The organism is Actinokineospora xionganensis (genome assembly GCF_014323725.1).
Taxonomy (GTDB): domain Bacteria; phylum Actinomycetota; class Actinomycetes; order Mycobacteriales; family Pseudonocardiaceae; genus Actinokineospora; species Actinokineospora xionganensis.
Window position 1 is genome coordinate 97,605 of sequence record NZ_JABVED010000010.1, and the last position, 23,471, is coordinate 121,075.

22 protein-coding genes are annotated in these 23,471 nt (G+C 68.9%); 12 read left to right on the top strand and 10 right to left on the bottom strand.

Annotated elements, in window-relative coordinates; translation table 11 throughout:
* Positions 1 to 9 precede the first annotated feature (9 nt).
* Positions 10 to 666: a response regulator gene (locus GPZ80_RS18395; RefSeq protein WP_187221671.1), complete on the top strand. Its 657-nt coding sequence runs from the start codon at positions 10 to 12 to the stop codon at positions 664 to 666.
* Here the strand turns inward: GPZ80_RS18395 and GPZ80_RS18400 are convergent.
* Both GPZ80_RS18400 and GPZ80_RS18405 read right to left on the bottom strand, forming a co-directional pair.
* Complete coding sequence (locus GPZ80_RS18400) at positions 663 to 1,568, bottom strand: SDR family oxidoreductase (protein ID WP_187221935.1); 906 nt, start codon at positions 1,566 to 1,568, stop codon at positions 663 to 665. The genes GPZ80_RS18395 and GPZ80_RS18400 overlap by 4 nt on opposite strands.
* A 2-nt stretch (positions 1,569 to 1,570) precedes the next feature.
* Complete coding sequence (locus tag GPZ80_RS18405; protein ID WP_187221673.1) at positions 1,571 to 2,146, bottom strand: TetR/AcrR family transcriptional regulator; 576 nt, start codon at positions 2,144 to 2,146, stop codon at positions 1,571 to 1,573.
* A gap of 242 nt (positions 2,147 to 2,388) precedes the next feature.
* Between GPZ80_RS18405 and GPZ80_RS18410 the strand changes: the two genes are divergently transcribed.
* The 7 genes from GPZ80_RS18410 to GPZ80_RS18440 all read left to right on the top strand — a co-directional run bounded on the left by GPZ80_RS18410 (position 2,389) and on the right by GPZ80_RS18440 (position 8,835).
* Positions 2,389 to 3,324 carry an ABC transporter ATP-binding protein gene (locus GPZ80_RS18410; protein ID WP_187221675.1) on the top strand — a complete coding sequence of 312 codons (936 nt, stop codon included), beginning with the start codon at positions 2,389 to 2,391 and terminating at the stop codon, positions 3,322 to 3,324.
* A 5-nt stretch (positions 3,325 to 3,329) separates the two neighbouring features.
* Positions 3,330 to 4,094: an ABC transporter permease gene (locus tag GPZ80_RS18415; RefSeq protein WP_187221677.1), complete on the top strand. Its 765-nt coding sequence runs from the start codon at positions 3,330 to 3,332 to the stop codon at positions 4,092 to 4,094.
* Positions 4,094 to 4,819, top strand: coding sequence for an ABC transporter permease (locus GPZ80_RS18420; protein WP_187221679.1), 726 nt, complete (start codon positions 4,094 to 4,096; stop codon positions 4,817 to 4,819). The genes GPZ80_RS18415 and GPZ80_RS18420 overlap by 1 nt, the downstream gene beginning before the upstream one ends.
* Before the next feature lie 288 nt (positions 4,820 to 5,107).
* Positions 5,108 to 5,677: a hypothetical protein gene (locus GPZ80_RS18425; RefSeq protein ID WP_312880436.1), complete on the top strand. Its 570-nt coding sequence runs from the start codon at positions 5,108 to 5,110 to the stop codon at positions 5,675 to 5,677.
* An 84-nt stretch (positions 5,678 to 5,761) separates the two neighbouring features.
* Complete coding sequence (gene trmB / locus GPZ80_RS18430; RefSeq protein ID WP_222719516.1) at positions 5,762 to 6,412, top strand: tRNA (guanosine(46)-N7)-methyltransferase TrmB; 651 nt, start codon at positions 5,762 to 5,764, stop codon at positions 6,410 to 6,412.
* Positions 6,413 to 6,490: 78 nt separating this feature from the next.
* Positions 6,491 to 7,498, top strand: a complete 1,008-nt coding sequence (locus tag GPZ80_RS18435) for a nitric oxide synthase oxygenase (RefSeq protein ID WP_312880419.1) — start codon at positions 6,491 to 6,493, stop codon at positions 7,496 to 7,498.
* Between the two features lie 29 nt (positions 7,499 to 7,527).
* Positions 7,528 to 8,835, top strand: a complete 1,308-nt coding sequence (locus tag GPZ80_RS18440; protein ID WP_187221683.1) for an amidohydrolase family protein — start codon at positions 7,528 to 7,530, stop codon at positions 8,833 to 8,835.
* Between the two features lie 21 nt (positions 8,836 to 8,856).
* Here the strand turns inward: GPZ80_RS18440 and GPZ80_RS18445 are convergent, their stop codons facing one another.
* The 7 genes from GPZ80_RS18445 to GPZ80_RS18470 form a co-directional block, all read right to left on the bottom strand.
* The gene (locus tag GPZ80_RS18445) at positions 8,857 to 9,639 is read right to left on the bottom strand and encodes an IS630 family transposase (protein ID WP_222719497.1); all 783 of its coding nucleotides are present in this window, start codon (positions 9,637 to 9,639) and stop codon (positions 8,857 to 8,859) included.
* Positions 9,528 to 9,998 (bottom strand): helix-turn-helix domain-containing protein, encoded by a 471-nt coding sequence (locus tag GPZ80_RS32140; protein WP_446678428.1) that lies wholly within the window; start codon positions 9,996 to 9,998, stop codon positions 9,528 to 9,530. Before GPZ80_RS32140 ends, GPZ80_RS18445 begins: the two co-directional genes overlap by 112 nt.
* Before the next feature lie 250 nt (positions 9,999 to 10,248).
* Complete coding sequence (locus tag GPZ80_RS18450; protein WP_187221685.1) at positions 10,249 to 10,941, bottom strand: SDR family oxidoreductase; 693 nt, start codon at positions 10,939 to 10,941, stop codon at positions 10,249 to 10,251.
* Between the two features lie 59 nt (positions 10,942 to 11,000).
* The gene (locus GPZ80_RS18455) at positions 11,001 to 13,055 is read right to left on the bottom strand and encodes a PhoX family protein (RefSeq protein WP_187221687.1); all 2,055 of its coding nucleotides are present in this window, start codon (positions 13,053 to 13,055) and stop codon (positions 11,001 to 11,003) included.
* 224 nt (positions 13,056 to 13,279) lie between these two features.
* On the bottom strand, positions 13,280 to 13,579 hold the full coding sequence (locus GPZ80_RS32805) for a Uma2 family endonuclease (RefSeq protein WP_312880421.1): 300 nt from the start codon (positions 13,577 to 13,579) through the stop codon (positions 13,280 to 13,282).
* A gap of 378 nt (positions 13,580 to 13,957) precedes the next feature.
* On the bottom strand, positions 13,958 to 15,049 hold the full coding sequence (locus tag GPZ80_RS18465) for an inositol-3-phosphate synthase (protein ID WP_187221689.1): 1,092 nt from the start codon (positions 15,047 to 15,049) through the stop codon (positions 13,958 to 13,960).
* Between the two features lie 76 nt (positions 15,050 to 15,125).
* A complete protein-coding gene (locus GPZ80_RS18470; RefSeq protein ID WP_187221691.1) occupies positions 15,126 to 15,671 on the bottom strand; it encodes a PadR family transcriptional regulator in 546 nt (181 codons plus the stop codon).
* A gap of 238 nt (positions 15,672 to 15,909) precedes the next feature.
* On the opposite strand from GPZ80_RS18470, the gene GPZ80_RS18475 reads away from it, so the two are divergent.
* The 4 genes from GPZ80_RS18475 to rarD all read left to right on the top strand — a co-directional run bounded on the left by GPZ80_RS18475 (position 15,910) and on the right by rarD (position 22,066).
* Entirely contained in the window at positions 15,910 to 16,314 is a 405-nt protein-coding gene (locus GPZ80_RS18475) for a DUF5318 domain-containing protein (protein ID WP_187221693.1), read from the top strand.
* Between the two features lie 106 nt (positions 16,315 to 16,420).
* The gene (locus GPZ80_RS32815) at positions 16,421 to 19,414 is read left to right on the top strand and encodes a transglycosylase domain-containing protein (RefSeq protein WP_187221695.1); all 2,994 of its coding nucleotides are present in this window, start codon (positions 16,421 to 16,423) and stop codon (positions 19,412 to 19,414) included.
* A 116-nt stretch (positions 19,415 to 19,530) separates the two neighbouring features.
* Positions 19,531 to 21,093, top strand: a complete 1,563-nt coding sequence (locus tag GPZ80_RS18485) for a glycosyltransferase family 87 protein (protein ID WP_187221696.1) — start codon at positions 19,531 to 19,533, stop codon at positions 21,091 to 21,093.
* Between the two features lie 67 nt (positions 21,094 to 21,160).
* On the top strand, positions 21,161 to 22,066 hold the full coding sequence (gene rarD / locus GPZ80_RS18490) for an EamA family transporter RarD (protein WP_312880422.1): 906 nt from the start codon (positions 21,161 to 21,163) through the stop codon (positions 22,064 to 22,066).
* Positions 22,067 to 22,069: 3 nt separating this feature from the next.
* Here rarD and GPZ80_RS18495 read toward each other — a convergent pair whose 3' ends face one another.
* A complete protein-coding gene (locus GPZ80_RS18495) occupies positions 22,070 to 23,449 on the bottom strand; it encodes a glycosyltransferase family 87 protein (protein ID WP_312880423.1) in 1,380 nt (459 codons plus the stop codon).
* Positions 23,450 to 23,471 lie beyond the last annotated feature (22 nt).

Consider the following 23,471-nt stretch of genomic DNA (forward strand, 5'->3'; position numbering starts at 1 on the left):
TTGGGTCGGGTGATCAGAGTGGTGCTCGTCGACGACCAGGAACTCATGCGTGTGGGCTTCCGCATGGTCCTCGGCGCTCAGGAGGACATGGAGATCGTCGGCGAGGCGGGCGACGGCCGGGCGGCCATCGAACTGGCCGAACAACTGCGTCCCGACGTGGTGCTGATGGATGTCCGCATGCCCATCCTCGACGGTGTCGAGGCGACCCGGGTGATCACCGAGAAGGGCACCTCGAAGGTCCTGGTGATGACCACCTTCGACCTCGACGAGTACGCCTTGTCGGCGCTGCGCAACGGCGCCAGCGGGTTCCTGCTGAAGGACACCCCGCCCGCGCAGTTGGTGTCCGCGCTGCGCTCGGTCGCCAGCGGGGACGCCGTCGTCTCGCCCAGCGTCACCCGGCGGCTGTTAGACCGCTTCCTCGGCCCAGGTGGTGGCGAACCCCGCGACGCGGCGGTACTGGACGCCCTGACCGAACGCGAGCGCGAGGTCCTGGTCCTGATCGCCCAAGGCCTGTCGAACACCGAGATCGCGAGGAAACTGTTCCTCTCGGAGGCGACGGTGAAGACCCACGTCGGCCGCGTGCTCGCGAAACTGGAGCTGCGCGACCGGGTCCAGGCCGTGGTCCTCGCCTACGAGACCGGCCTGGTCCGGCCGGGCGACGTCTAGCGGTAGGCGGAAGCGTCCACTGTGGATGGATCAAGGCCGCCGCCGTGGACGTCTTCGAACCAGCGTCCCCAATCCGGCTGGCTGCCGTCGACGTCGGTGAACCCGTACTCCCGCATCAGAGTCCAGCTCGCGAGAGTCTTCCCCGCGAACCGTGACACCTGGGGATCCGCGGCGAGCGCGGCGACCGCACGCCCGAGATACCTCGGCGTCTCCGACAGCACGTAGTCGGGCTCCTTGGCCTCGCGCCAGTTCTGCTCGGTGACCCCGAAGTGCTCCAACATCATCTCCGACCGCAGGAACCCCGGAGTCACCGCCATCCCGGTGCACCCGAGCGGAGCCAGGTCAGCGCCAAGCGCCCGCCCGATCGACCGAATCCCGGACTTCACCAGGTGGTACGGAATCCCGACCGGCCCTGGATATTCGTCCACATCCCCATCGGTCACCTCGATGACCAGCCCACCGGGCTGTGCCACCACCAGCGGCAGCAACCGGTGCAGCGCGATCAGGTGGGTGTCGAGCCCGTTGTGCACGACCCCGAGCGCCTTCTCCAGGTCCGACTCCCAGAACGGCGTCCCGAACTCGACGAACTTGTCCCCACCCCACACGTCGTCCACGAGCACATCGATCCGCCCGTGATCGGCGAGGACACGATCCCGCAGGGCGTCCACATCGGACAGCAGGTAGAAGTCGCACTGGACCGGGATCCCGACACCGCCCGCCGCGCAAACCAGTTCGGCGGTCTCCTCGATCGTCTCCTTGCGCCCCATCGGCGACTGGTGATCACGAGTCGTCCGCCCGGTCACGTAGACGGTCGCCCCGGCCGCGCCAAGCTCCACCGCGATCCCACGTCCGCATCCCCGGGTCGCCCCGGTCACCACGGCCACCTTGCCCGCAAGACTCATGATCATCCCCTCCATCCATCGAGAACAGCGTCCACGTCCGCCGCCAGTCGGTCCTCCAGCCGCCCGTTCGGCCGGATCGACCAGTCCATCGACACTCCGTTCACCACCGCCAGAAGCACCTGAGCGGCCCGCGCCGCACTCGGAGCGCGCGGCAGATCGGCCGCGGCCGCCCGAAAAGCGCGGCGGAGTTCGTCCTCCATCGCCGCGTAGTGCTCGCCCAACAGCTGCCGCAGCACGGGATCGACGAGGTCCATGCCCAACTGCCCCAGGTGGTTCGCCGCCGTCTTCGCGTCGCCGAGGCCGACGTGCGTCACGATCGCCGCCGCCCGCAGACCGTCCACTGGGGACGCCGCGGACTCCGCCGCCGCCCGCATGGTGACAGCCGCCTCGCCGGTGAAGTGGACAGTCAGCGCTCGCAGCAACCCGCTCTTCGACCCGAACCGCTGCGCCACGGTGCCCACCGACACCCCGGCCTCCGCGGCCACCTGAGCCAGGGTGAACCCAGGCCCATGGCGGCCGATCACGTCGCCCGCGGCGACGAGCAACCGCTGGTCAGTGATGGTCTGAGGTCTCGCCACGGGATTATTGAACCACTATTCATTAACCCTGTCACCCCGACGGGGTCCCTCGAACGAATCAGGGTCGGCTCAGGGTCGTCACGGATTGGATCAGACCTGAGGCTGATGGACCGTAGTCCCACAAGGTGACCCGTACGCGAGACCTCAGCACGACGCGGAATCGCGCGGCGCGGCCCAGGATGGTTGACGTGGGGGAGCCGTCGCGGACGAGCGCACCGGCACCGAAGGCAAAGGGAGAAATCATGATCGAGGCAGTGGGCCTCACCAAGCGGTACGGGAAGACGCTCGCCGTGGACAACCTGTCGTTCACCGTCCCGACCGGCCGGGTCACCGGCTTCCTCGGGCCGAACGGCGCGGGCAAGTCGACGACGATGCGGATGATTCTCGGCCTCGACGCGCCGACCGGGGGTTCGGCGCTGATCGACGGCAAGCACTACCGCGACCTGCACCAGCCGCTGCGCACCGTCGGGGCGCTGCTCGACGCCAAGTGGGTTCACCCGAACCGCTCGGCTCGCGCGCACCTGCAGTGGATGGCGAAGTCGAACAAGATCAACCCGAAGCGCGTCGACGAGGTGCTCGACATCGTCGGCCTGACCTCGGTGGCCAACAAGCGCGCGGGCGGCTTCTCGCTCGGCATGTCGCAGCGCCTCGGCATCGCCGCCGCGCTGCTCGGCGACCCGCAGGTGCTCCTCTTCGACGAGCCGGTCAACGGCCTCGACCCCGAGGGCATCCTGTGGATCCGCAAGTTCATGCACCGCCTGGCCGAAGAAGGCCGCACGGTCTTCGTCTCCAGCCACCTGCTTTCCGAGATGGCGCTCACCGCCCAGGAACTCGTCGTCATCGGCCGCGGCAAGCTGATCTCGCAGACCTCCACCGAGGACTTCGTGGCCCAGGCCACCGAGAACACCGTCCGGGTGCGCAGCCCGCACCTGTCCGCCCTGCGCACCGCGCTGGGCCGCACCGGCGTCTCGCTGCGCGACGAGGGCGACAGCCTGGTCGTGACCGGGATGGACTGCGCCGAGATCGGCGAGTTGGCCGCGTCGACCGGTGCGGTGCTGCACGAGCTCAGCCCGCAGCGCGGTTCGCTGGAAGAGGCGTTCATGCAGCTCACCGGCGACTCCGTCGAATACCACGCGGGTCTGGCCGAGACCATCGACCTCGTCGCTGCGGGGAAGTGACTTCCATGACACTCCTCGCTGTCGAACGCATCAAACTGTTCACCACCCGCTCGCCGTGGTGGTGCACGCTGATCGCCCTCGGCGTCACGGTCGGGTTCGCCGCGCTGATGGCGGGCACCGCCGAGGCCGACGTCCCGATGACGGTCAGCGCCTCCCAGTTCGGCTACGGCTTCGGCCTGGTCGTCGTCATGGTCATGGCGGCGCTCGCGGTCACCACCGAGTACCGCTTCTCCACGATTCGGGCCACCTTCCAGGCGATCCCGAACCGCTCGGCCGCGCTGCTGGCCAAGACCGTCGTGGTGGCCCTACTCGCCGGGGTGATCGGCCTGCTGGCGGCCTTCGGGTCCTGGGGCGTCGCCACCATGATGACGCCGGACGTCGACCTGGCGATCAACACGGCCTTCGAGTGGCGCGCGGTGGCGGGTGTCGGCCTGGTCTACGCGATCGCCGCGGTCGTCGCGGTGGCCGTCGGCATCCTCGTCCGGCACTCGGCGGGCGCGATCTCGCTGCTGCTGATCTACACGAACCTGGTCGAGAACCTGGTCACGCTCATCCCGACGGTCGGCCCGAAGATCCACCAGTGGCTGCCGTTCAACCTGGCGCACCACTTCCTGACCGGGAACCCGGACCCGACCGGCAGGCCCGACCAGTTCGGCCCCGGCCTGTCCGACGCGACTGTCGGGCCGTGGCCCGCGGTGGCGATCTTCGCCGGGTTCGGCCTGCTCATGCTCCTGATCTCGCTGGTCGTGGCGAACCGGAGGGACGCCTGATGACGCTGCTCGCAGTCGAACGCATCAAGCTGTTCACCACCCGCTCGCCGTGGTGGTGCCTGCTGACCGCCCTGACGGTGACCGTCGGGTTGGCCGCGCTGATCACGGCGACCGCGGAAGCGGACTTCCCGCTGACGGTGGAGGTGACCCAGTTCGGCCGGATGTTCGGGCTGATGGTGGTCATGGTGATGGCCGCACTGGCGATCACCACCGAGTACCGCTTCTCCACCATCCGGTCCACCTTCCAGGCGATCCCGAACCGCACGGCCGCGCTGCTGGCGAAGACCCTGGTCGTCGCCCTGCTCGCCATGGTCATCGGCGAGCTGGCGGCCTTCGGATCCTTCGGTATCGCCACCCTCATCCAGCCTGAGGCGAACCTGGCGATCAGTTCGGCCGCCGACTGGCGGTTGGTGGCGGGCACCGGCCTGGTCTACGGGCTCTCGGCGGTCCTCGCCGTGGCCGTGGGCGTGCTGCTGCGGCAGTCGGCGGGCGCGATCTCGGTGCTGATGATCTGGCCGCTGCTGGTCGAGACGCTGGTGCCGGTGATCCCGCGGGTCGGCGACGACATCGCGAAGTGGCTGCCGTTCACCGCGGTCGACCAGTTCCTCGCCGGGCCGACCGGCAACCCGCCGCTGAGCCCGTGGGGGTCGCTGGCCTACTTCGCGGGCGTCTGCGTGGTGCTGCTGGCCGCCGCGCTGGTGACGGCGAACAAGCGGGACGCATAAGGGCGTGGTCGCCCGTCGTCGGGGGATGGCGGCGACCATTCGGGGAAAGCGGGCCCGGGTCACCTTTCGGGGGGTGGCCCGGGTCCTCTGCCGTGACTGGATCGACACGACAAGGGGCTTTGTCCCCCTACCGTCCATTCGGCCCGGTTGCTTACAACAACCACGCGGATTAAGACCACGTTAAGTAGATGTGATCTTGAGCACAGCGGGCGGACAGGGGTCCCCTGTTCGGGGTCTGATCAAAGTCCCTTCCCGTCTCGGGCGAGCCCTTGGAGGTGGACCTTGACGGTGGTTGATTCGAGCGCACCGCAGCGCACCCAGTCCGTCGACCGCGCTGTGAGCCGCGGTCTCCATGTCGAGCCCATGATCAGCCTGGAGTGGGCCGAGGCGCTGGAGCAGCCCAACCACGGGCATGCGACCGCCCCCGCCGACGCGCGGCTGTCATGGGTGCACCGCGCCCCCGAACGGCAGGTACTCGCCCTCTACCGCGCCGCACGAGCGGCCGGCCCCGGAGTGTCCGCGCCGTGGTGGCTGCGGGCGATGGCCGCGGGCCTGCTGGGCACGAGACTCGAGGGCTTCCGCCTGGAGGACCGCGTGGCCAAGCTCCTCGACGCCCGCCCAGGCTGGGTGTTCGTGCCGTGGGGCGAGGAAGGCGAGCCGGGATACTGGGAGTACATGCCGTCGGAGCGCGCGCTGAGCACGCCGGGCATCCCGACCACCCTCGCGCACACCGACCGCCATCCCGGGTGGATCGACGTCGTCGCCGTGCACGCGGGCCCGGCGCCGCTCCCGATCGCCGTCGCGGGCCCGGCCGACCTGCGCTCGAACCTCGCCCGGATGGAATCGCTGACGCCCTGACCTGGCAGGCTGTCCGGCGTGACACCGACAGAGCAGGAGCCGCGCAAGCGCAGCATCGTCAGCTTCGTGCACCGCGGCGGCCGGATGACGGTCGGTCAGGCTAAGGCCTGGGAGCGGCGCTGGGACGAGTTGGGCAAGCAGGTCCCCGAGCTGCCACCGGGTCCGATCGAGCTCGACTCCTGGTTCGGCAGGCACGCGCCCGTGCTGCTGGAGATCGGCTCGGGGATGGGTGAGACCACCTCCCAGCTGGCCAAGGCCAGCCCGGAGCTGAACTACCTGGCGGTGGAGGTCTACCAGCCCGGGCTCGCCCAGCTCATGCTGCGCGCCGAGGCCCTGGAGCTGACGAACCTGCGGCTGCTGCGCGGCGACGCCGTCGTGCTGCTGACCGACCACGTCCCGCCGGGCTCCCTGGCGGGCGTGCGGATCTTCTTCCCGGACCCGTGGCCGAAGAAGAAGCACCACAAGCGCAGGCTGGTGCAGCCGGACTTCATCGCGCTGGTCGCCTCCCGCCTCGCGCCGGGCGCCACCGTGCACCTGGCGACCGACTGGGAGAACTACGCGGAGCAGATGATGGAGGTCCTCTCCGCGGAGCCCGCCCTGCGCAACCGCTACCCGGATGAACCGGGCGGCTGGGCGCCGCGACCGGAGTGGCGGCCGGTGACGAAGTTCGAATCCCGGGCTCGGCAAGAGGAACGAATCAGCCGCGACCTGATCTTCGAACGGGTGAACATCTGACGGAACGTGACAGTGTTGCGGCAGAAACCACACGTCCGAGTAGTCGAGTCGGGGAGCTGAAGTACCGATATCAGTGATGTGACCGCACTGCGCGACGACATCACCCCGCTGCCGGCCCGTGCCGAACTGCGCCACGCCGCCGAAGCGTTCCTCCGACAGTTCCACGCCGCACGGCCCAAGGCGGGGCCGGTCGAGCCAAGGCTGGCGAAGGTCCGAGCGGAGATCGCCGCCACCGGAACCTACCGGCACACCCCCGCCGAGCTGGCCTTCGGCGCGCGGGTCGCGCTCAAGGAAAGCGGCTGGTGCCCCGACGGCGTGCCGTGGCGGGGACTGCTGGTGCGCGACCTGCGCGACGTCCGCGACTCCGCCCAGGTGGCCGCCGAGTGCGGTCACCACCTGCGGATGGCCCTGGGCGACGGCGCGATCCGCCCGGTGGTGAGCGTGTTCGCCCCGGACACCCCGTGGCGGCGCGGCCCGCGAATCCGCAACGACCAACTCGTCCGCTACGCCGGATACCGCGGCGACCCGACGGGCGGGGTGCTGGGCGACCGGCGCTACGTCGACTTCACCACCGGCGTCTGCAGGCTGGGCTGGCGCCCGCCGCTGCAGCGCGGCGCGTTCGACCGGCTGCCGCTGGTGGTCGAGACCGAGGGCGAGGGCGTCCGGCTGCACATGCTCCCGCGCGAGGTCATCCGCGAGGTGCCGCTGACCCACCCGACGCTGCCGTGGTTCGCCGAACTCGGGCTGCGCTGGCACGCGGTGCCGGTGATCAGCAACCAGCGGCTGCACATCGGCGGCATCGACTACCCGGCCGCGCCCTACAACGGCGTCTACATCTGCCGGGCCATCGGCGAGGACGTGATCGCCGACGAGGCCGCGTACGGGCTGGCCCGGATCGTCGCGGCCCGGCTCGGGCTCGACACGTCGAGCGAGCGGACGCTGTGGCGCGACCGGGTCGCCGTCGAGTGCAACCGGGCCGTGCTGCACTCGTTCGACCAGGCGGGGGTGACGATCGAGCACTCGGCCGACGTCTACACGCCCGCCACCGACTACCCCGGACACCCGGCGTTCCTTCGCGGCCACTGAGAGCGCGTCTAATGGCAGGATTGTCGGCTATGAGCCTGCGTCTGCGCGCCCCGATCGTCCTGCCCTGCGATGCCGCGTGCTCGGTGCTGCGCGATGCCGTGGTCGACATCGACGACAGCGGTCGGATTGTCCACTGTGGACCCTTCACCGACGCGCCCGCGACCGACGCCCTGGTGCGGGAACTGACCGGCATCCTGCTGCCCGGGTTGGTCAACACCCACGCGCACAGCCCGATGACCGTCCTGCGCGGCATGGGCGACAACCTGCCGCTGATCCGCTGGCTCACCGAGGCCATCTGGCCCGCCGAGGGCAAGATGACCCGCCAGGACGTGCACGACGGCATGGTCCTGGGCTCGGTCGAGATGCTCCGCGCAGGCGTGACGACCAGCGCCGAGATGTACTTCCACGGCGAAGAGGTCGCCCAGGCGGCGCTCGACACGGGCGCCCGGGTCGTCCTGGCGCCCGCGATCCTCGACGGGCTGGGGATGGACTGGCGCAAGATGCTCGCCGACATCTCCGCCTGGATCGACGCCGACGGTGTCCGCTTCGGCCCGGGCGAGCGGGTCGAACTCGGCTATGGGCCGCACTCGGCGTACACGCTGCCCCCGTCGGCGCTCACCGAGGTCGGCGCCGCCGCCCGCGAGCGCGACGCCCTGATCCAGATCCACGTCGCGGAATCCACGCAGGAGGACGAGGTCCAGCGGGCGAACCACGGGTCGGTCCCCGCGCTGCTCGCCTCGTCCGGGCTCCTTGGCGGCCGGGTGCTCGCGGCGCACTCGGTGCACCTGTCCGACGAGGACATCGCCCTGTTCGCGGCGAACCGCGTGGGCGTCGCCCACTGCCCGGGCTCGAACATGAAGCTGGCCTCGGGCATCGCCCGCCTGCGAGACCTGCGCGCGGCCGAGGTGCCGGTGGGGGTCGGCACGGACGGCCCCGCGAGCAACGACGACCTGGACCTCTGGGAAGACGTCCGCCTGGCCGCGATGCTGTCCCGCGTGTCCACAATGGACTCCACCGCCATGGGCGCCGCCGACGCCCTGCTCCTGGCCACCCGCTGCGGCGCGGAAGCCCTGCGCCGCGACGACATCGGCGCCCTGGAGCCGGGCCGCTGGGCGGACCTGGTGCACGTCGGCCTGGACGACCCGGCCTTCGCGGCGGGCCTGGACGTCCCGGACACCCACCTGCTGGCCAACCTCATCTGGGCCGCGGGCTCCCGGACGGTGCGTGAGGTGTGGGTGGCGGGCGAGCAGGTGGTCGCCGACGGCGAAACCACCCGCGTCGACCGCCGCGAGGCCCAGGCGACGGCCGGAAAGGTCACCAAACGCCTACTGGGCTGAGCCACTAGTAGATTGTCGCGGCTAACTCTTGGGGTATAGGTGGCGGAGTTTGACGCGTGCGTTGTCGGTGGTGAACTGCCAGCGGACTTGGCGTTGCTCGGTGTTGATGGTGTGTTGCCAGGCGGTGAGTTCGGTGTTGAGGGTGTCGAGGTCGTTGATGCGGCGGTCGAGGCATTGTCGTGACAGTGCGGAGAGTTCGATCTCGGCGATGTTGAGCCAGGATCCGTGTTTGGGGGTGTGGTGGATCTCCAGGCGCTGGGCGAGGGAGAAGGCCTCGTCGGGTGCGAAGGCCTCGTAGAGCGAGGAGATGCCGTGGGTGTTGAGGTTGTCCATGACCAGCACCACGGTCTGGGCGTCGGGATAGTCCACGGTCAGCAGTTGTTTGACCTGCCCGGCCCAGTCGATCTTGGTTCGCCGGGTCAGGGCGTGGACACGGCGCCACCCGCGTAGGGGCTCGGTCCACACGAAGATCGAGCAGGTGCCGCACCGAACGTATTCGCTGTCCTCGCAGGCGTCTCGCCCCGGGCGGGCCGGCAGCGGGTCGCGGACGTGGCCGAGCAGTTGGAAGGGTTTCTCGTCCATGCACACGACCGGGCGGGCGGGGTCGTGCGGCCGGGCGTAGACCGCCAGCACGTCTTCCATGCGGGCGGCGAACTCCGCGTTCGCCCGCGGCGGGATGTTCCAGCACTTCCTCAGATGAGGACGCAGTTCCGTTTTTTTAAGACCCGGCCGATGGTCGAGTGATCCAGATTCGGGATGTCCTCGGTGAGTTCGACGTGCTTTTCCAGCAACCGCAACGACCACCGGGCGTGCCCCGCCGGCGGCTGCGAACACGCCAGGGCGATCAGCCGGGCCTCGATCTCACCGGTCACCGGGGACGGCACCGGCGGAAGGTCACGCTTCTTGCGCGAGATCGTGGCGTGAATGTCCCCGCCGGTCTCGGCGAACCGCTTGGCGACCAGCCGCAACATCTCGCCGGAAACCCCGAGCCGAGCCGCGATCACTTCCTTCGGATCGGGCTCACCCACGGAGGTGTCCAACGCGAGCAGCACCCGAGCCCGCCTGATCGCCGACGCCGGATGCACACCCGTGACGGTCAGCCGACGCAGCTCTTCACGATCCCGCGCGGTCAATGTGACCGGCCGCTTCATCTCCGAACGCACGACAACCATCCTCGTCCGGCAGGAGAAGGACCTGCCGGACAACAGCCTCCCAGCAACATGCACCACAACTAAGCAGCGACACGCTACTAGTGGCTCGTCCAGGAACGTTGGCCGGGTATCGGCGTGGTCACGGCGTCGCTGCCAAGGCGCGGGGACAGCGCTCGTACCGGGTTGTACTTGGCTGTTCCCGCAACGCGGGCAGCGGCGTCGTGGGCATGTCGAGACCCGGTCAACGTTCCTGGACGGGCCACTAGCGAACCGGGCGGCTGCGGATCACCAAGTCGGTCGGATGGGCGTCCGGGGTCGCGGCGATGGCCGTGCGGACCAGTTCGGCCACCGACTCCGGGGTCAGGTAGCGCTCCGGTTCGAAGTCGGCGCCCTCGTCGGCGCGGACTATCCGTTGCATGTCCGTGGCGGTGCGGCCCGGGTAGACCGAGGTGACCCGCAGGCCCGCCGATTCCTCCTCGGCGCGCAGCACGTCGGCGTAGGCGCGCAGCGCGAACTTGCTCGCGGCGTACGGGCCCCAGTTCGGGTTGGCGTTCTGACCCGCGCCGGAGTTGATCAGGACGACGTGGCCCTTGGCGGCGCGCAAGGCGGGGAGCAGGAGGCGGGTGAGTTCGGCGACGGCGACGACGTTGATCTCGTACATCGATCGCCAGAGGTCCGCGGGGGATTCCGTCAGCGGGGCGACGCGGGCGACTCCGGCGGAGTGGACCAGGACGTCGAGGCGGTCGATGTCCGCCGCGGCCTTCGCCACCGCCGCGTCGTCGGTCAGCTCGACCGGCCACGGGCGGGCGTCGGGCAGGTGCTCGGCCACTGCGTCCAGCGCCTCGGTGTCACGGCCGCCCAGCAGCAGGGAATGCGTGTTGCCCAAGGCGAGGGCGATGGTGGCGCCGATGCCGCGGGACGCGCCGGTGATCAGTGCCAGAGGTCGCTCGGTCATGGTGCAAACCTACGACAACGCACCCGCCGCGAGCTGGGCGGCGGGTGCGTTGTGCGGGGTCAGGAACCGATGCGGTGGCCGGGCTTCCAGACCGCCACGACAGCCGACCGCGGCTGGCTGGTGCCGCCGTCGGGCCAGTGCGCGAGCGGGTTGTCCGCGCTGGCGTCGTCGAGTTCACCCGGGTGCTGCACCGACACCAGGACGAACTTGTCCTCGATCACCGGGCCGCAGGTCTCCGCGCCCGTCGAGACGGTGAGGAACTGCTTGAGGTGACCGCGCTCCGGGCCGCTGGTCGCGGTGGCGAACAGGCCGTCGTTGGAACCGAGGTTGTTGCCGTCGGTGGAGACCCACAGGTTGCCGTGCCGGTCGAACGCCAGGTTGTCCGGGCAGGAGATCGGGCTGACCTGGGTCTTGTCGTACCCGCCGAAGTAGGTGTCCGCCGAGTTCGGGTCGCCGCAGACCAGCAGCAGTCGCCAGGAGAAGGTGAGCGCGGTGTTGTCCCCGCCCGCCTCTTCCCACTCCAGCACGTGGCCGTGCCGGTTGAGGCCGCGCGGGTTGATCTCCGTGGGGCCTTCCTTGCCGGGCTTGCCGCGGTCGGTGTTGTTGGTCAGTGCCGCGTAGACCAGGCCGGTGCGCGGGTTCGCCTCGACGTCCTCGGGGCGGTCCATCTTCGTCGGGCCCACCTTGTCGGCGGCGAGGCGGGTGAAGACGTAAACCTCCTCGGCCGTGAAACCATCCACAAAGGACTGATCGCCTGATGCCAAGGGGATCCACTTGCCGACGCCGTCGTACTCGCCGTCCGCGGGCAGGACGCCCGGGGTGAAGTCGGGGCTGTCGCCGGTGAACTGCGCGACGTAGAGCGTGCCCTCGCTGAGGAGCTTCTTGTTGTGGGCGCGCGCGTACCGGCTGTTGCCCGGGCGCATCCGCTCCTTGGAGACGAACTTGTAGATGTAGTCGAAGCGCTCGTCGTCACCCATGTACGCGACCACGCGGCCATCGCGCGCGACGTGGACGTTGGCGCCCTCGTGCTTGAACCGGCCGAGCGCGGTGTGCTTGACGGGGTTCTCGTTGGGCTCCAGGGGGTCGATCTCGACGACCCAGCCGAACCGGTTGACCTCGTTGGGCTCCTTGACGATGTCGAACCGGTCGTCGAAGCGCTCCCACTTGCGGCCGCTCGCGCCGCCCGCGAGGCCGTAGCGAGCCAACCGGGCCTTGGTGACCGGGTCGGTGATCTCCTTGCCGTTGGCGAAGTACTGGTTGAAGTTCTCCTCGCCGGACAGGACCGTGCCCCACGGCGTGACGCCGCCCGCGCAGTTGTTCAGCGTGCCGAGCACCTTGCGGCCGGTCGGGTCGGCCTTGGTCTTGAGGAAGGCGCTGCCCGCGGCGGGACCGTCGACGTCGAACGTGGAGGTCGCGGTGATCCGGCGGTTGTAGCGGCGGTCCACCTTCGGTGTGATCTTGCCGGTGCGCCGGTCGCGCTCGACCACGACGACGGACATGCCGTGCGCCGCCCAGCCGATCTTGACCTGCTCCTCGGTCGGGTTGGCCGACGAGTAGCCCTTGAACATGAACGACTCGCTGCTGTACTCGTGGTTCGAAACCATCAGGTACTGGTCGCGCCACAGCGGGACGAGCCCGCAGAAGTCGTTGTTGAACCCGAACTGCTTGGCCTGCGCCGCGGCGGACTGGTTGTCGAAGTCGAACGCTGGCGCACCGGGCAGCACCGCGTCGCCCCAGCCGATGACGACCGACTGCACGTAGCCCTCGGGCACGGTGACCTGGTCGGCGGTGTTCGGCGCGACCGGCTTGAAGTCCATGCCGCGGGGACGGCGGTGGCGGTCGCTGTTCTCGGACTGATGCTTGGAGTCGTCCGCGGCGGCCGCGCCGCCCACGACCGCGGCACCCGCGCCCGCGACGGCGAGCACCGCGCCCGCCTTGAGCATGCCGCGGCGGCTGACGATCGAGCGGACGACGTCACCGAAGTAGGTGTTGCCCGAGGTGTTGGGCGCGTCGTGCGAACAGGCGTTGCCGCAGCGGTACTCGCAGGTCACCGACTGTCGGCCGAGCGGGTGGTTCGGGGTTAATAGCGGCAGATCGATCCGGCCGTCAGGCACGGGAGCCTCCTACGGTCTGCCCGAAGTGGACAGCCAAAAACGGTTGGTGGGAACGGCGTGACGGTAAGAGTTCGAAACCAGCCACAGAGGTCATCCAAATGAACGCGAAGCGAACAGATCAACCCCTAAACCCTGGCGCCGGTTTCGCTGGGACCGTGCCCGACAACGACAACGGCCACCACCGGAAGCCCGGTGATGGCCGCCGCGCCGAATGGATCAGCGATCTACGACTCCAGCAAGGTCGCGGGATCGAACTTCATCGGGAACGGGATCTCGCTCTCGAAAGTCATTCCGCCCAGTGCATTCGCGTGTGACACGTACCGGCCGCCGTCGAGCTTGAGAAGTTCGACGTGCGCGTCGAACTGGTTGATCTCGACCCGCAGGTAGAACGGGATTCCGGCCTCAGCGCACATCTTCGGCTTGTCGATCCGGTCCCGCCGCTTGCTCGACGGCGACACGAACTCCCCGACAACCAGCACCTTGTCGACCGGCACCCAGACAAGATCCTTGATCGGCTCGCGCACGATGGTGAGATCCGGCTGAATCCACGTCTGGAGGGAAACCTGACATTCACCGTGGGATACACACGATGCCCGGCCGCACGAGCTGACTCCTTGATCAACGTCGCGACCTCGAGCATCGCGTATCCGTTGGCGCCGCCCTCATACGGACTCATGATCAGGTAACCGTCCACGCACTCGAACGACGTTCCCGGGGCCATGCCAGGAATGGGCAGGTATGCCTCGGCGAGCTCAGTCGTCCACTGCCCATACAGCTCGGACAGCGGGTCGAAGTCGCGTGTGATCATCTCGGCTACCACCGCTCCATCAACTCGAACACATGAGCGAAAAGCCACCACCGGGAGATCACTTCACCCGATGGTGGCTTCCACCATAACTGCCTCAGCGTTCGACGTCGCCCCTGATGAAGGCCTCGACCGCCTCGAACGCGTCGTCGTCGGAGTACTGCTCCGGCGGCGACTTCATGAAGTACGAGGACGCCGACAGGATCGGGCCGCCGATGCCGCGGTCGAGCGCGATCTTCGCGGCGCGGACCGCGTCGATGATGACGCCCGCGGAGTTGGGCGAGTCCCACACCTCGAGCTTGTACTCGAGGTTCAGGGGGGTGTCACCGAAGGAGCGGCCCTCGAGGCGCACGTACGCCCACTTGCGGTCGTCGAGCCACGGCACGTGGTCCGACGGGCCGATGTGCACGTCGGCCTTGGCCATCTCGTGCGGGATCTGCGAGGTGACCGACTGCGTCTTGGAGATCTTCTTGGACTGCAGGCGCTTGCGCTCCAGCATGTTCATGAAGTCCATGTTGCCGCCGAAGTTCAGCTGGTAGGTCCGCTGCAGCTCGACGCCGCGGTCCTCGAACAGCTTCGCCATGACCCGGTGCGTGATCGTCGCGCCGACCTGGGACTTGATGTCGTCGCCGACGATCGGGACGCCCGCCTCGGTGAACTTCGCCGCCCACTCCGGGTCCGACGCGATGAACACCGGCAGGGCGTTGACGAACGCGACACCCGCGTCGATCGCGCACTGCGCGTAGAAGCGGTCGGCGTCCTCGGAGCCCACCGGCAGGTACGACACGAGCACGTCGACCTTGGCCTCGCGCAGCGTCGCGACCACGTCGGCCGGGTCCTCGTCGGACTCGGTGATGATCTCGCGGTAGAACTCGCCCAGCCCGTCGAGAGTGTGGCCGCGCTGGACCGTGACCCCGGTCGGCGGCACATCACAGATCTTGATCGTGTTGTTCTCGCTGGCCACGATGGCCTCGGACAGGTCGCGTCCGACCTTCTTGGCGTCGACGTCGAACGCGGCGACGAACTCGATGTCGCGCACGTGGTAGTCCCCGAACTGCACGTGCATAAGACCTGGTACGCGGGCGGCAGGGTCGGCGTCACGGTAGTAATGCACGCCTTGGACCAGCGACGCCGCACAGTTGCCGACGCCGACGATGGCCACCCGCACGCTCTGGCGGTTCTCGCCCATGCCGGTTCTCCTTCTCGTTTCACGCCGCACCCTGTCCGGCGCGGATCTCGGGACAGGCCGATGCCTGTCTGGAAGTTCAGTCGGAGCCGCGCTGTTCCTGCTGCTCGTGCGCGATCAACTCATTGAGCCAACGCACCTCGCGCTCGCTCGATTCCAGACCGAGCCGGTGCAGCTCCCTGGTGTACCTGTCGATCTGCTCGCCCGCGCGGGCCATCGACGAGCGCAGACCTTCCCTGCGCTCCTCGACCCGGCGGCGCCTGCCCTCCAGGATTCGCATCCTGACCTCGGCCGGAGTCCGCGAGAAGAACGCCATGTGGACGCCGAATCCCTCGTCGTCCCAGGTCTGCGGTCCCGCGTCGGCGAGCAGCGTGGCGAACCGCTCCTTGCCTTCGGCGGTCAGCTTGTAGACCCGCTTGGCGCGCCTGTTCCACGTCCTCGCGGCTTCGTCGTCCGGTGTCTCCTCGGCGATCAGCCCGGCCCGCAGCAGCCGCCGCAGAGTCGGGTAGAGCGAGCCGTAAGAGAACGTGCGCAACGTGCCGAGCAGGTCGTACAGCCGCTTGCGTAGCTCATATCCGTGCATCGGGGCCTCATGGAGAAGCCCGAGAATCGCGAACTCGAGCATGCGGAGCCCCCTTCCGGAAACTGAGCGTGTCCTACTGAACGACTATATCGTGCCGATACATCCGGCGCCGGACAACTCAGCGGCCTGTGTCTATCGACACGTCAACGCCGCAGGTGGCGGGCGGTCTGTCGATATCAGGTGGTCAGCGGGCCCGGAGATCACGAATCCGACGCGTGACGCATGTCCGCTGCGCTGAACGGCGCATCCCCGTGATAACGGGCCCGCGTACGCTGTCCCCGTGCGAACGCAACGGCAGGTAGTCGACTACGCATTGCAGCGCCGCGCGCTGCTGGCGGGAGTCCACTCGGGTCGGGTCGGCACCTTCGAGGTGTGCGACGCGAACCCGTACCTGCTGCGTGCCGCCAAGTTCCACGGCGTACCGACCGAGGTGACCTGCCCGGTCTGCCGCAAAGAACAGCTGACCCACGTCAACTGGGTCTATGGCGAGGAACTGAAACACGCGTCCGGCTCGGCGCGGGCCCCGGAGGAACTGGTCAGGATGTCGACCATGTTCGAGGAGTTCAGCGTCTACACGGTCGAAGTTTGCCGCACCTGTTCTTGGAACCACCTGGTGCAGTCATACGTCCTGGGTAAGGGGGGCGTGCGCGCGCCCAAACCCCGTAGGAGGACGGCAGCGGAGTGAACGGGTTGCGAACCGGTGAGTCTCGACCGAGGCTTCCCTGGAATCCCGCTGCGGATGACCACCGAACGACGCCCCAGATCGGGGCGCCGGTTTGGGAGGCTTTTTAGTGAACGACCACAGTGACCACCGCCGCCGCGAGCCCGAATGGCCCTCCGGGGACGAACCGGACCGGGGCACCGGCGCCGAGCAGTCCGTCGAGCGCACGGGCTTCTGGAGCCCGCTGTGGGAGGAAGAGGACGAAGCGGGCCGTCCCCGTGGCGGTCCCGACGCCCCCGGCAGGCCACCGGCCCCGCCGGGTGGCGCTCCCGACCGTCCGGGCTCGTACCCGGGCGGACCTGACGACTTCAACGCGCCGGCACGTCCCCGCGACGACTTCGGCGCGCCCGGGCGTGGCCCCGGCGGCCCGAACGAGTTCGCCGGTGAGCGCGGCCGCGGGCCGGGCGGGCCCGACGAATTCGGCCAGGGCAGGCCTGCAGGCCCGGTGTGGCCGGGCGGTCAAGGCCCCGGCGTGCCCGGTGGGTTCGGCGCGGCAGGCGCCGCCGCCGCGGGTGGTCTGGCGGCGGGCGCGGCAGGCCCCGGCGCCGGTGGTATCGCAGGCGCGGCGGGACGTGGCGGTCAGCGTGTCCCCGGCGGCCCGGGTGGGCCCGGTGTGCCTAATGGTCCCGGCATGCCCGTTGGACCCAACGGCCCCGGCAACTTCCCCGGTCCCGACGGTCCCGGTGGCGGGTTCTCCGGCGGCCCCGGCGCGACCCGGGCCCTGAACACACCAGGTGAGCAGCCGACGATGGCCGTTCCCATCTCCGGCGACCGCCGCCTGCCTCCCGGCAGCCGCCCGGTTCCTCCACATGATCCAGGCGAGGACCCGACCATCTACCTGCACCAGAACCCCGGCCACTCCCGCGGCGAGCCCGCACTGCTCACCCACCGCGAGCCGGACTACGAGGACGACTACGTAGACGACTACGGTCCCGACGACGAGGACCCGCTGACCGACGCGGAGGCTCGCGCCATGCGCCGCAAGAAGATCTGGCGACGGGTTCGGCGCACGGCCTACGTCGGCACGGCCCTCGGGATCATCATCCCGGTCCTGGCCTTCTTCATCACCTACCAGATGGTGGAGGTGGAGAGCCCGCAGGAACTGGCCGCCAAGCAGGACCAGGCCGTCACGCTGCTCTGGGCCGACAACACCGAGATCACCAAGCTCGCCGAGTCGGGCGCCAACCGGCAGATGCTCACCTACGACCAGATGCCGGACATCATGCGCAAGGCCGTCTATGCGGCCGAGGACGCGTCGTTCGAGACCAACGCCGGCTTCGACATGACGGGCATCCTGCGCGCGGTCTGGAACCAGGTCAGCGGTGGCCAGGGCGGTGGCTCGACGATCTCGCAGCAGTACGTCAAGAAGGCCAGCGGCGACGAGGACAAGACGCTGACCCGTAAATGGACCGAACTCGTCAAGTCCTACAAGATGAACGAGACGTACTCCAAGCCGGACATCATCACCGCGTACCTGAACACGATCTACTTCGGGCGTGGCGCCTACGGCGTGGCCGCGGCGGCGAAGGCGTACTACAACATCGACGACCTGATGACGATCAACAAGTCACAGGCCGCCTTGCTCGCGGGCATGATCCAGACGCCGTCGCGGCACAAGGACGCCCAGTACCAGCTCGACCGCTGGACATACGTGACCGGCCGGATGATCGCCAACAACTGGATGACCGAGGCGGAGCGCCAGGAGCTGCCGTTCCAGCCTCCGGTGCCGCTCGCGGAGACCAAGGGCGACGGCCTGTCCGCGCCACTCAAGGCGCGACTGCCCGCGTTGGTGTTCGCGGAACTCAAGAACCTCGGCATCGACGAGGACACGGTCCGCCGCCACGGCTACAAGATCCAGCTCACGCTCGACAAGACCGCGCAGTCGCTCGCCGAGCAGGCGGTCGCCGACGTGATGCAGGGCCAGCCACCCGCGCTGCACCCCGGCTTGGTCGCCGTCGACCCGAAAACCGGGCACATCAGGGCGTACTACCCGAACTCCGATGGCTCGGGCACGGACTGGGCGGCCGCGATCCAGGAGCCGGGCTCCGCCTTCAAGCCGTTCGACCTGGTCGGGCTCCTCAAGAAGGACAAGGGCCTCTACGAGACCTACGACAGCGCGCCCAAGGCATTCGGCGGAAGCAAGATCATCAAGAACGCGTCGAGGCCGGGTTGTGGTGAGTGCACCGTCGCGCAGGCGATGAAGGAATCACTCAACGTCGTGTTCAGCGACATGGTCTACAACGACGTCAAGCCGAAGGGAGTCGCCGAAGCGGCGGCTCAGGCAGGCGTGCGCTCACCGCTGGACAAGGCGCTCGGCGACATCAACATCGCGATCGGCGGTGGCGACACCCAGGTGACCACGGTAGATATGGCCTCGGCCTACGCGACGTTCGCCGCGGGCGGCGTCTACCGGGCGCCGCACCTGATCGCGAAGGTCGAGAAGCCGGACGGCACGCTCGTGTTCGAGGACAAGAACTGGCAGCCGTACCTGGAGAAGCCCGCGTTCGACGAGGACCCGGAGAAGAGCCAGAAGATCGCCCGCAACGTCACTGAGGCGTTGCTGCCGATCCCGAAGTCCTCGGGCATCCCGTGCGCGGGCGACCGGCTGTGCGCGGGCAAGACCGGAACCCACCAGTACCAGGACACGCCGGACAACTCGAAGGCCTGGATGGTCGGGTACACCCCGCAGCTCTCGACCGCGGTGTCGCTCAGCGGCGACAAGGACAACGGCTTCAAACTCAAGGACGCGAAGGGCAACATCATTTACGGCAGCGGGCTGCCGGGCAAGATCTGGAAGAAGTTCATGGACAGCTACCACCAGCAGTTGAAGCTGCCCAAGGAGAACTTCGGCAAGTTCGTGCCGATCGGCAAGCCCGAGTACAAGGAGCCGCCGAGCACCAGCAACCCGCCGACGACGACGGAGTCCAAGCCGACGGACGAGACCAAGCCGCCGAAGACGACGGAGCCGACCGAGCCGACCGAGCCGACGACTACGACGACTCGCACCCGGATCACGCGGCCGACGTCGGAACCCGGGCTGCCACTGCCTGGGAGCAACTGGTAGCCGATCAGCGCGACGGACGGGTGGGCGCCTCAGGCGCCCACCCGTCCGTTGTTTGTTGATGAGTAGATCGCCGTTGCCACATCCGTCCGACGGGCTTTGCCCGTAGCATCGCGCGCGTGTCAGTCGAAGAGGGTGAGTCGCCCGGGTCAGGGCAGGTGGGGACGGACGACACCGCGTCGCTGGGGCCGCGGGAGCGGGTGCGGCCGACGTGGGGGGAGTCCCTCGCCAGGCACGCGAGCGCGCCGTTCGGCGGGATCACGGGCAGGCACGCGGCCGTCGGAAGGCACTGGTTCTGGACCCCGCTGCGGGCCGCGCTGCTCATCGGCGTGGTGGCGCTGACCCTGGGGTGGTTCGCGAAGGCGCCCTGCATCCAGCAGTACGACGCCGGCAACGGCCAGCTTGAGCTCGACTGGCGCTCGGGCAGGCAGTTCGTCGCCATGTGCTACTCCGACATCGTGCCGCTGTACTCCGCCGAGCGGCTCGACCAAGGCGGCTTCCCGTACGCGACCAGCTGGTTCGACGACGAGGGCAAGCCGACCCAGCACGAGCGGTTCATGGAGTACCCGGTGATCACCGGGATGTTCCAGTGGTTCAACGCGAAGCTCGCACAGGGCTGGGTGTCGTTGGCCGCCGCCGGGTGGCTGCCGAGCGGGCTGCCGGTGGTCGTCTACTTCGACATCAGCGCGTTCTGGCTGGCCCTGGCCTGGCTGGTGACCATCTGGGCGGTCGCGCGCACAGCCCGCCGCAGACCGTGGGACGCCGCGTTCATCGCCTTGTCGCCACTGGTCATCGTGCACGCGTTCACCAACTTCGACACCCTCGCCACCGCGTTCGCCGCCGTCGGCCTGCTGGCGTGGGCACGGAAGCAGCCGGTCCTCGCGGGCATCCTGCTCGGGCTCGGCGGCGCGGCGAAGCTCTACCCGCTGTTCCTGCTCGGGCCGCTGCTCGTGCTGTGCATCCGGTCCGGCCACACGAAGGTGTGGCTCCGGACGGCGGTCGCGGCGGTGGCGACGTGGGCCGCGGTCAACGCGACGATCTTCCTGCCCGAGGCGACCAGACGCGGCTGGGGGGAGTTCTTCCGGCGCAACTCCGACCGGGGCGCCGACCCCGACTCGATCTACAACGTGATCATGCACTTCACCGGCTGGTCCGGCTTCGACGGCCCGCTCGCCTTCGGTGAGTCGCCGATGATCCTCAACCTGGTGACCGCCGCCCTGTTCCTGCTGTGCTGCGCGGGGGTGGCGTTCATCGCCTGGCACGCCCCCATGCGGCCGCGCGTGGCCCAGTTGGCGTTCCTGGTGGTGGCGGCGTTCCTGCTGACGAACAAGGTCTGGAGTCCGCAGTACTCGCTGTGGCTGGTCCCCATCGCGGTCCTGGCGGTCCCGCGGTGGAAACCGCTGCTCGCCTGGATGACGATCGACGCCCTGGTCTGGGCCCCGCGCATGGCCTACTACCTGGGCGAGGGCCAGAAGGGCCTGCCCGAGGACTGGTTCCTCGGGTTTGTCGTCGCCCGCGACGTCGCCGTCCTGGCCCTGTGCGCCCTGGTGATCTACGAGATCTACCACCCGGCCCGCGACCTGGTCCGCCAGTACGGCGAGGACGACCCGGCGGGCGGCGTGCTCGACGGCGCCCCGGACCGGTTCGTCCTCCACCGCCGCACACCCGCCCCCGTGGAATAAGGATGCGTGGTTTCGCGCTGTCCCATGCGAGACTCGCGGCAAATGGTGGGATGATCGGAGGAACCTGGTGTCCGGACAGCGACGCGGCTTCCTTCTCGGTTTCGGCGCGTACCTGACCTGGGGTTTCTTCCCGCTCTACTGGCCGCTGCTGGCCCCGGCCGGTCCGGTCGAGATCCTCGCCCACCGCATCGTCTGGTCACTGGTCGCCGTCGCGGGCCTGACCATCGTCGCCCGGCGCTGGACTCGGCTCAAAGCCGTTTTCGCCGACCGTCGCAGGCTGGCGTTCATCGGTGTCGGCGCGGTGGTGATCGCGGTCAACTGGGGCGTCTACATCTACGGCGTCAACAGCGGGCAGGTCGTGGAGACATCCCTCGGGTATTTCATCAACCCGCTGGTCACGATCCTGCTCGGGGTGATGGTCCTCGGCGAGCGGTTGCGGCCCGGCCAGTGGGTCGGTCTCGCCATCGCGTTCGCCGCGGTGGTGGAGCTGACCTTCGACTACGGCCGGGTGCCCTGGATCGCGGTGATCCTGGCGTTCTCCTTCGCCACCTACGGCCTGATGAAGAAGAAGGCCGACGTCGGGTCGACCGAGGGCCTCACGATCGAGACGATGGTGCTCGCGCCCATCGCGCTGACGTTCCTGCTCGCGGGCGGCGGCGGCACGTTCGGCCACGCGGGCTGGCTGCAGGCGGCCCTGCTCGTGGGCACGGGCGTGATCACCGCGATTCCCCTGCTGATGTTCGGCACCGCGGCGACGAAGGTGTCCATGACGACGCTCGGCCTGCTGCAGTACACCGCGCCGATCGTCCAGTTCGCCGTCGGCCTGCTGGTCTTCCACGAGGCCATGACGACCGCGCGCTGGGTCGGCTTCGGCCTGGTGTGGCTGGCACTGGCCGTGATCACCGTGGAATCGCTGGTGAGCAGGCGCCGGACCGCGCTGCGCCCGATCGAGCGCCAGGCGGAGCTGGTCTAGCGATCAGGCCCGGGCGGGCGCCTCGACTTCGACCTCGTCGACCGCCGAGTCCGCTGTCAGGAACGCGATGAACAAGCCCACCAACAGGCCCGCGCGCCCCCACACACCGATCATGACCAGCTGCGCGCTGAAGCTGTCGTAGACGCCCGACGGCAGTCGGGCGGCGATCTGCGCGAACCACAGGAAGATGCCGACGCCCATGGCGAAGTCGGCCACGAAGTACGCCGCGATCCAGCCCCAGCGGATCTTCAGCAGGACGAACATCGGGACCAGCCACAGCGTGTACTGCGGCGAGTGGACCTTGTGCAGCAACAGGAAGCCGCACAGCATCGCCGCGGACACCGCCACCCACGGATAGGTGCGTTCCCTCTGGTAGCGGACCCAGCCCGCGACGCACGCCGCGACGAACGAGGCGATCACCAGCACCGGCGAGGCGAAGCTGATGAACTCCTGCACCGAGTCGTTGCCCGGGTCGGAGTCCGGGCGGAAGCCCCAGAACCAGATCGAGTTGGCCGTGATGTCGGCCTTTCGCTGGCCCTGGAAGACGAACGACGCGAGCCAGCCCTCGAAGCCCGCGACCGCGAACGGGATGTTGACCGCGATCGCCGTCCCCATGGCGATCAGCGCCACCCGGACCATGCCCGCCACATCGCGGGTCTTGCCCTCGGCCAGTTCCTTGCCGCCGCGACCGCCGGTCAGGACATAGAGCATCAGCGGCAGCACGAAGATCGCCGGATACAGCTTGAACGCGAACCCGAGGCCGAGCAGCACCGCGCTGACCGACGCGCGCTGGATCAGCGGCCGGTCGACACCGCGCTTGCCCCAGCCGCGGTGCACCACGTAGACCGCCGCGACCGCGCACAGCACGACCGGCAGTTCCCAGTTGTGGAACGCGTAGAGCACCAGCGGCGGCGACAGCGCCCAGATCAGCGCCCGCCAGCGCGAGAGCCTGCCGAGCAGCCACGCCGTCGCCAGGCCGAAGGGCGCCATGAGCAGCGCGGACGCCAGCAAGAAGCCCGCGTCGGTGTCGACGAACAGCGCACCCGCCCAGATCATCAGCCCGGTGAGCACGGGGTACTCGACCGTGCCGCCGACCAGGTCGCCGTTCTCGTTGATCGACCCGTGCACGTACGGGAACACATGGCGGTCGACGTCGCGGCCGATCCAGAGGAACTGGATGTCGGAGTAGCAGACGTCGGCGTACTTGCGTTCGTGGAAGTCGGGCCCGCTGCGTCCCCACTCGTCGAACTCGGGGCCCGCGCAGCGGTCTTTGTTCGCGAAGCCGAGCAGCAGGGTGAACCCGCAGAGCAGCACGAGCAGGGCGAGTGACGCGCGACCGAGCCGGAGCACCGTCGACGAACGGTCCTGCGGTGCCTCGGGCACTGCGCTTTCCGCCTTCCCTGAC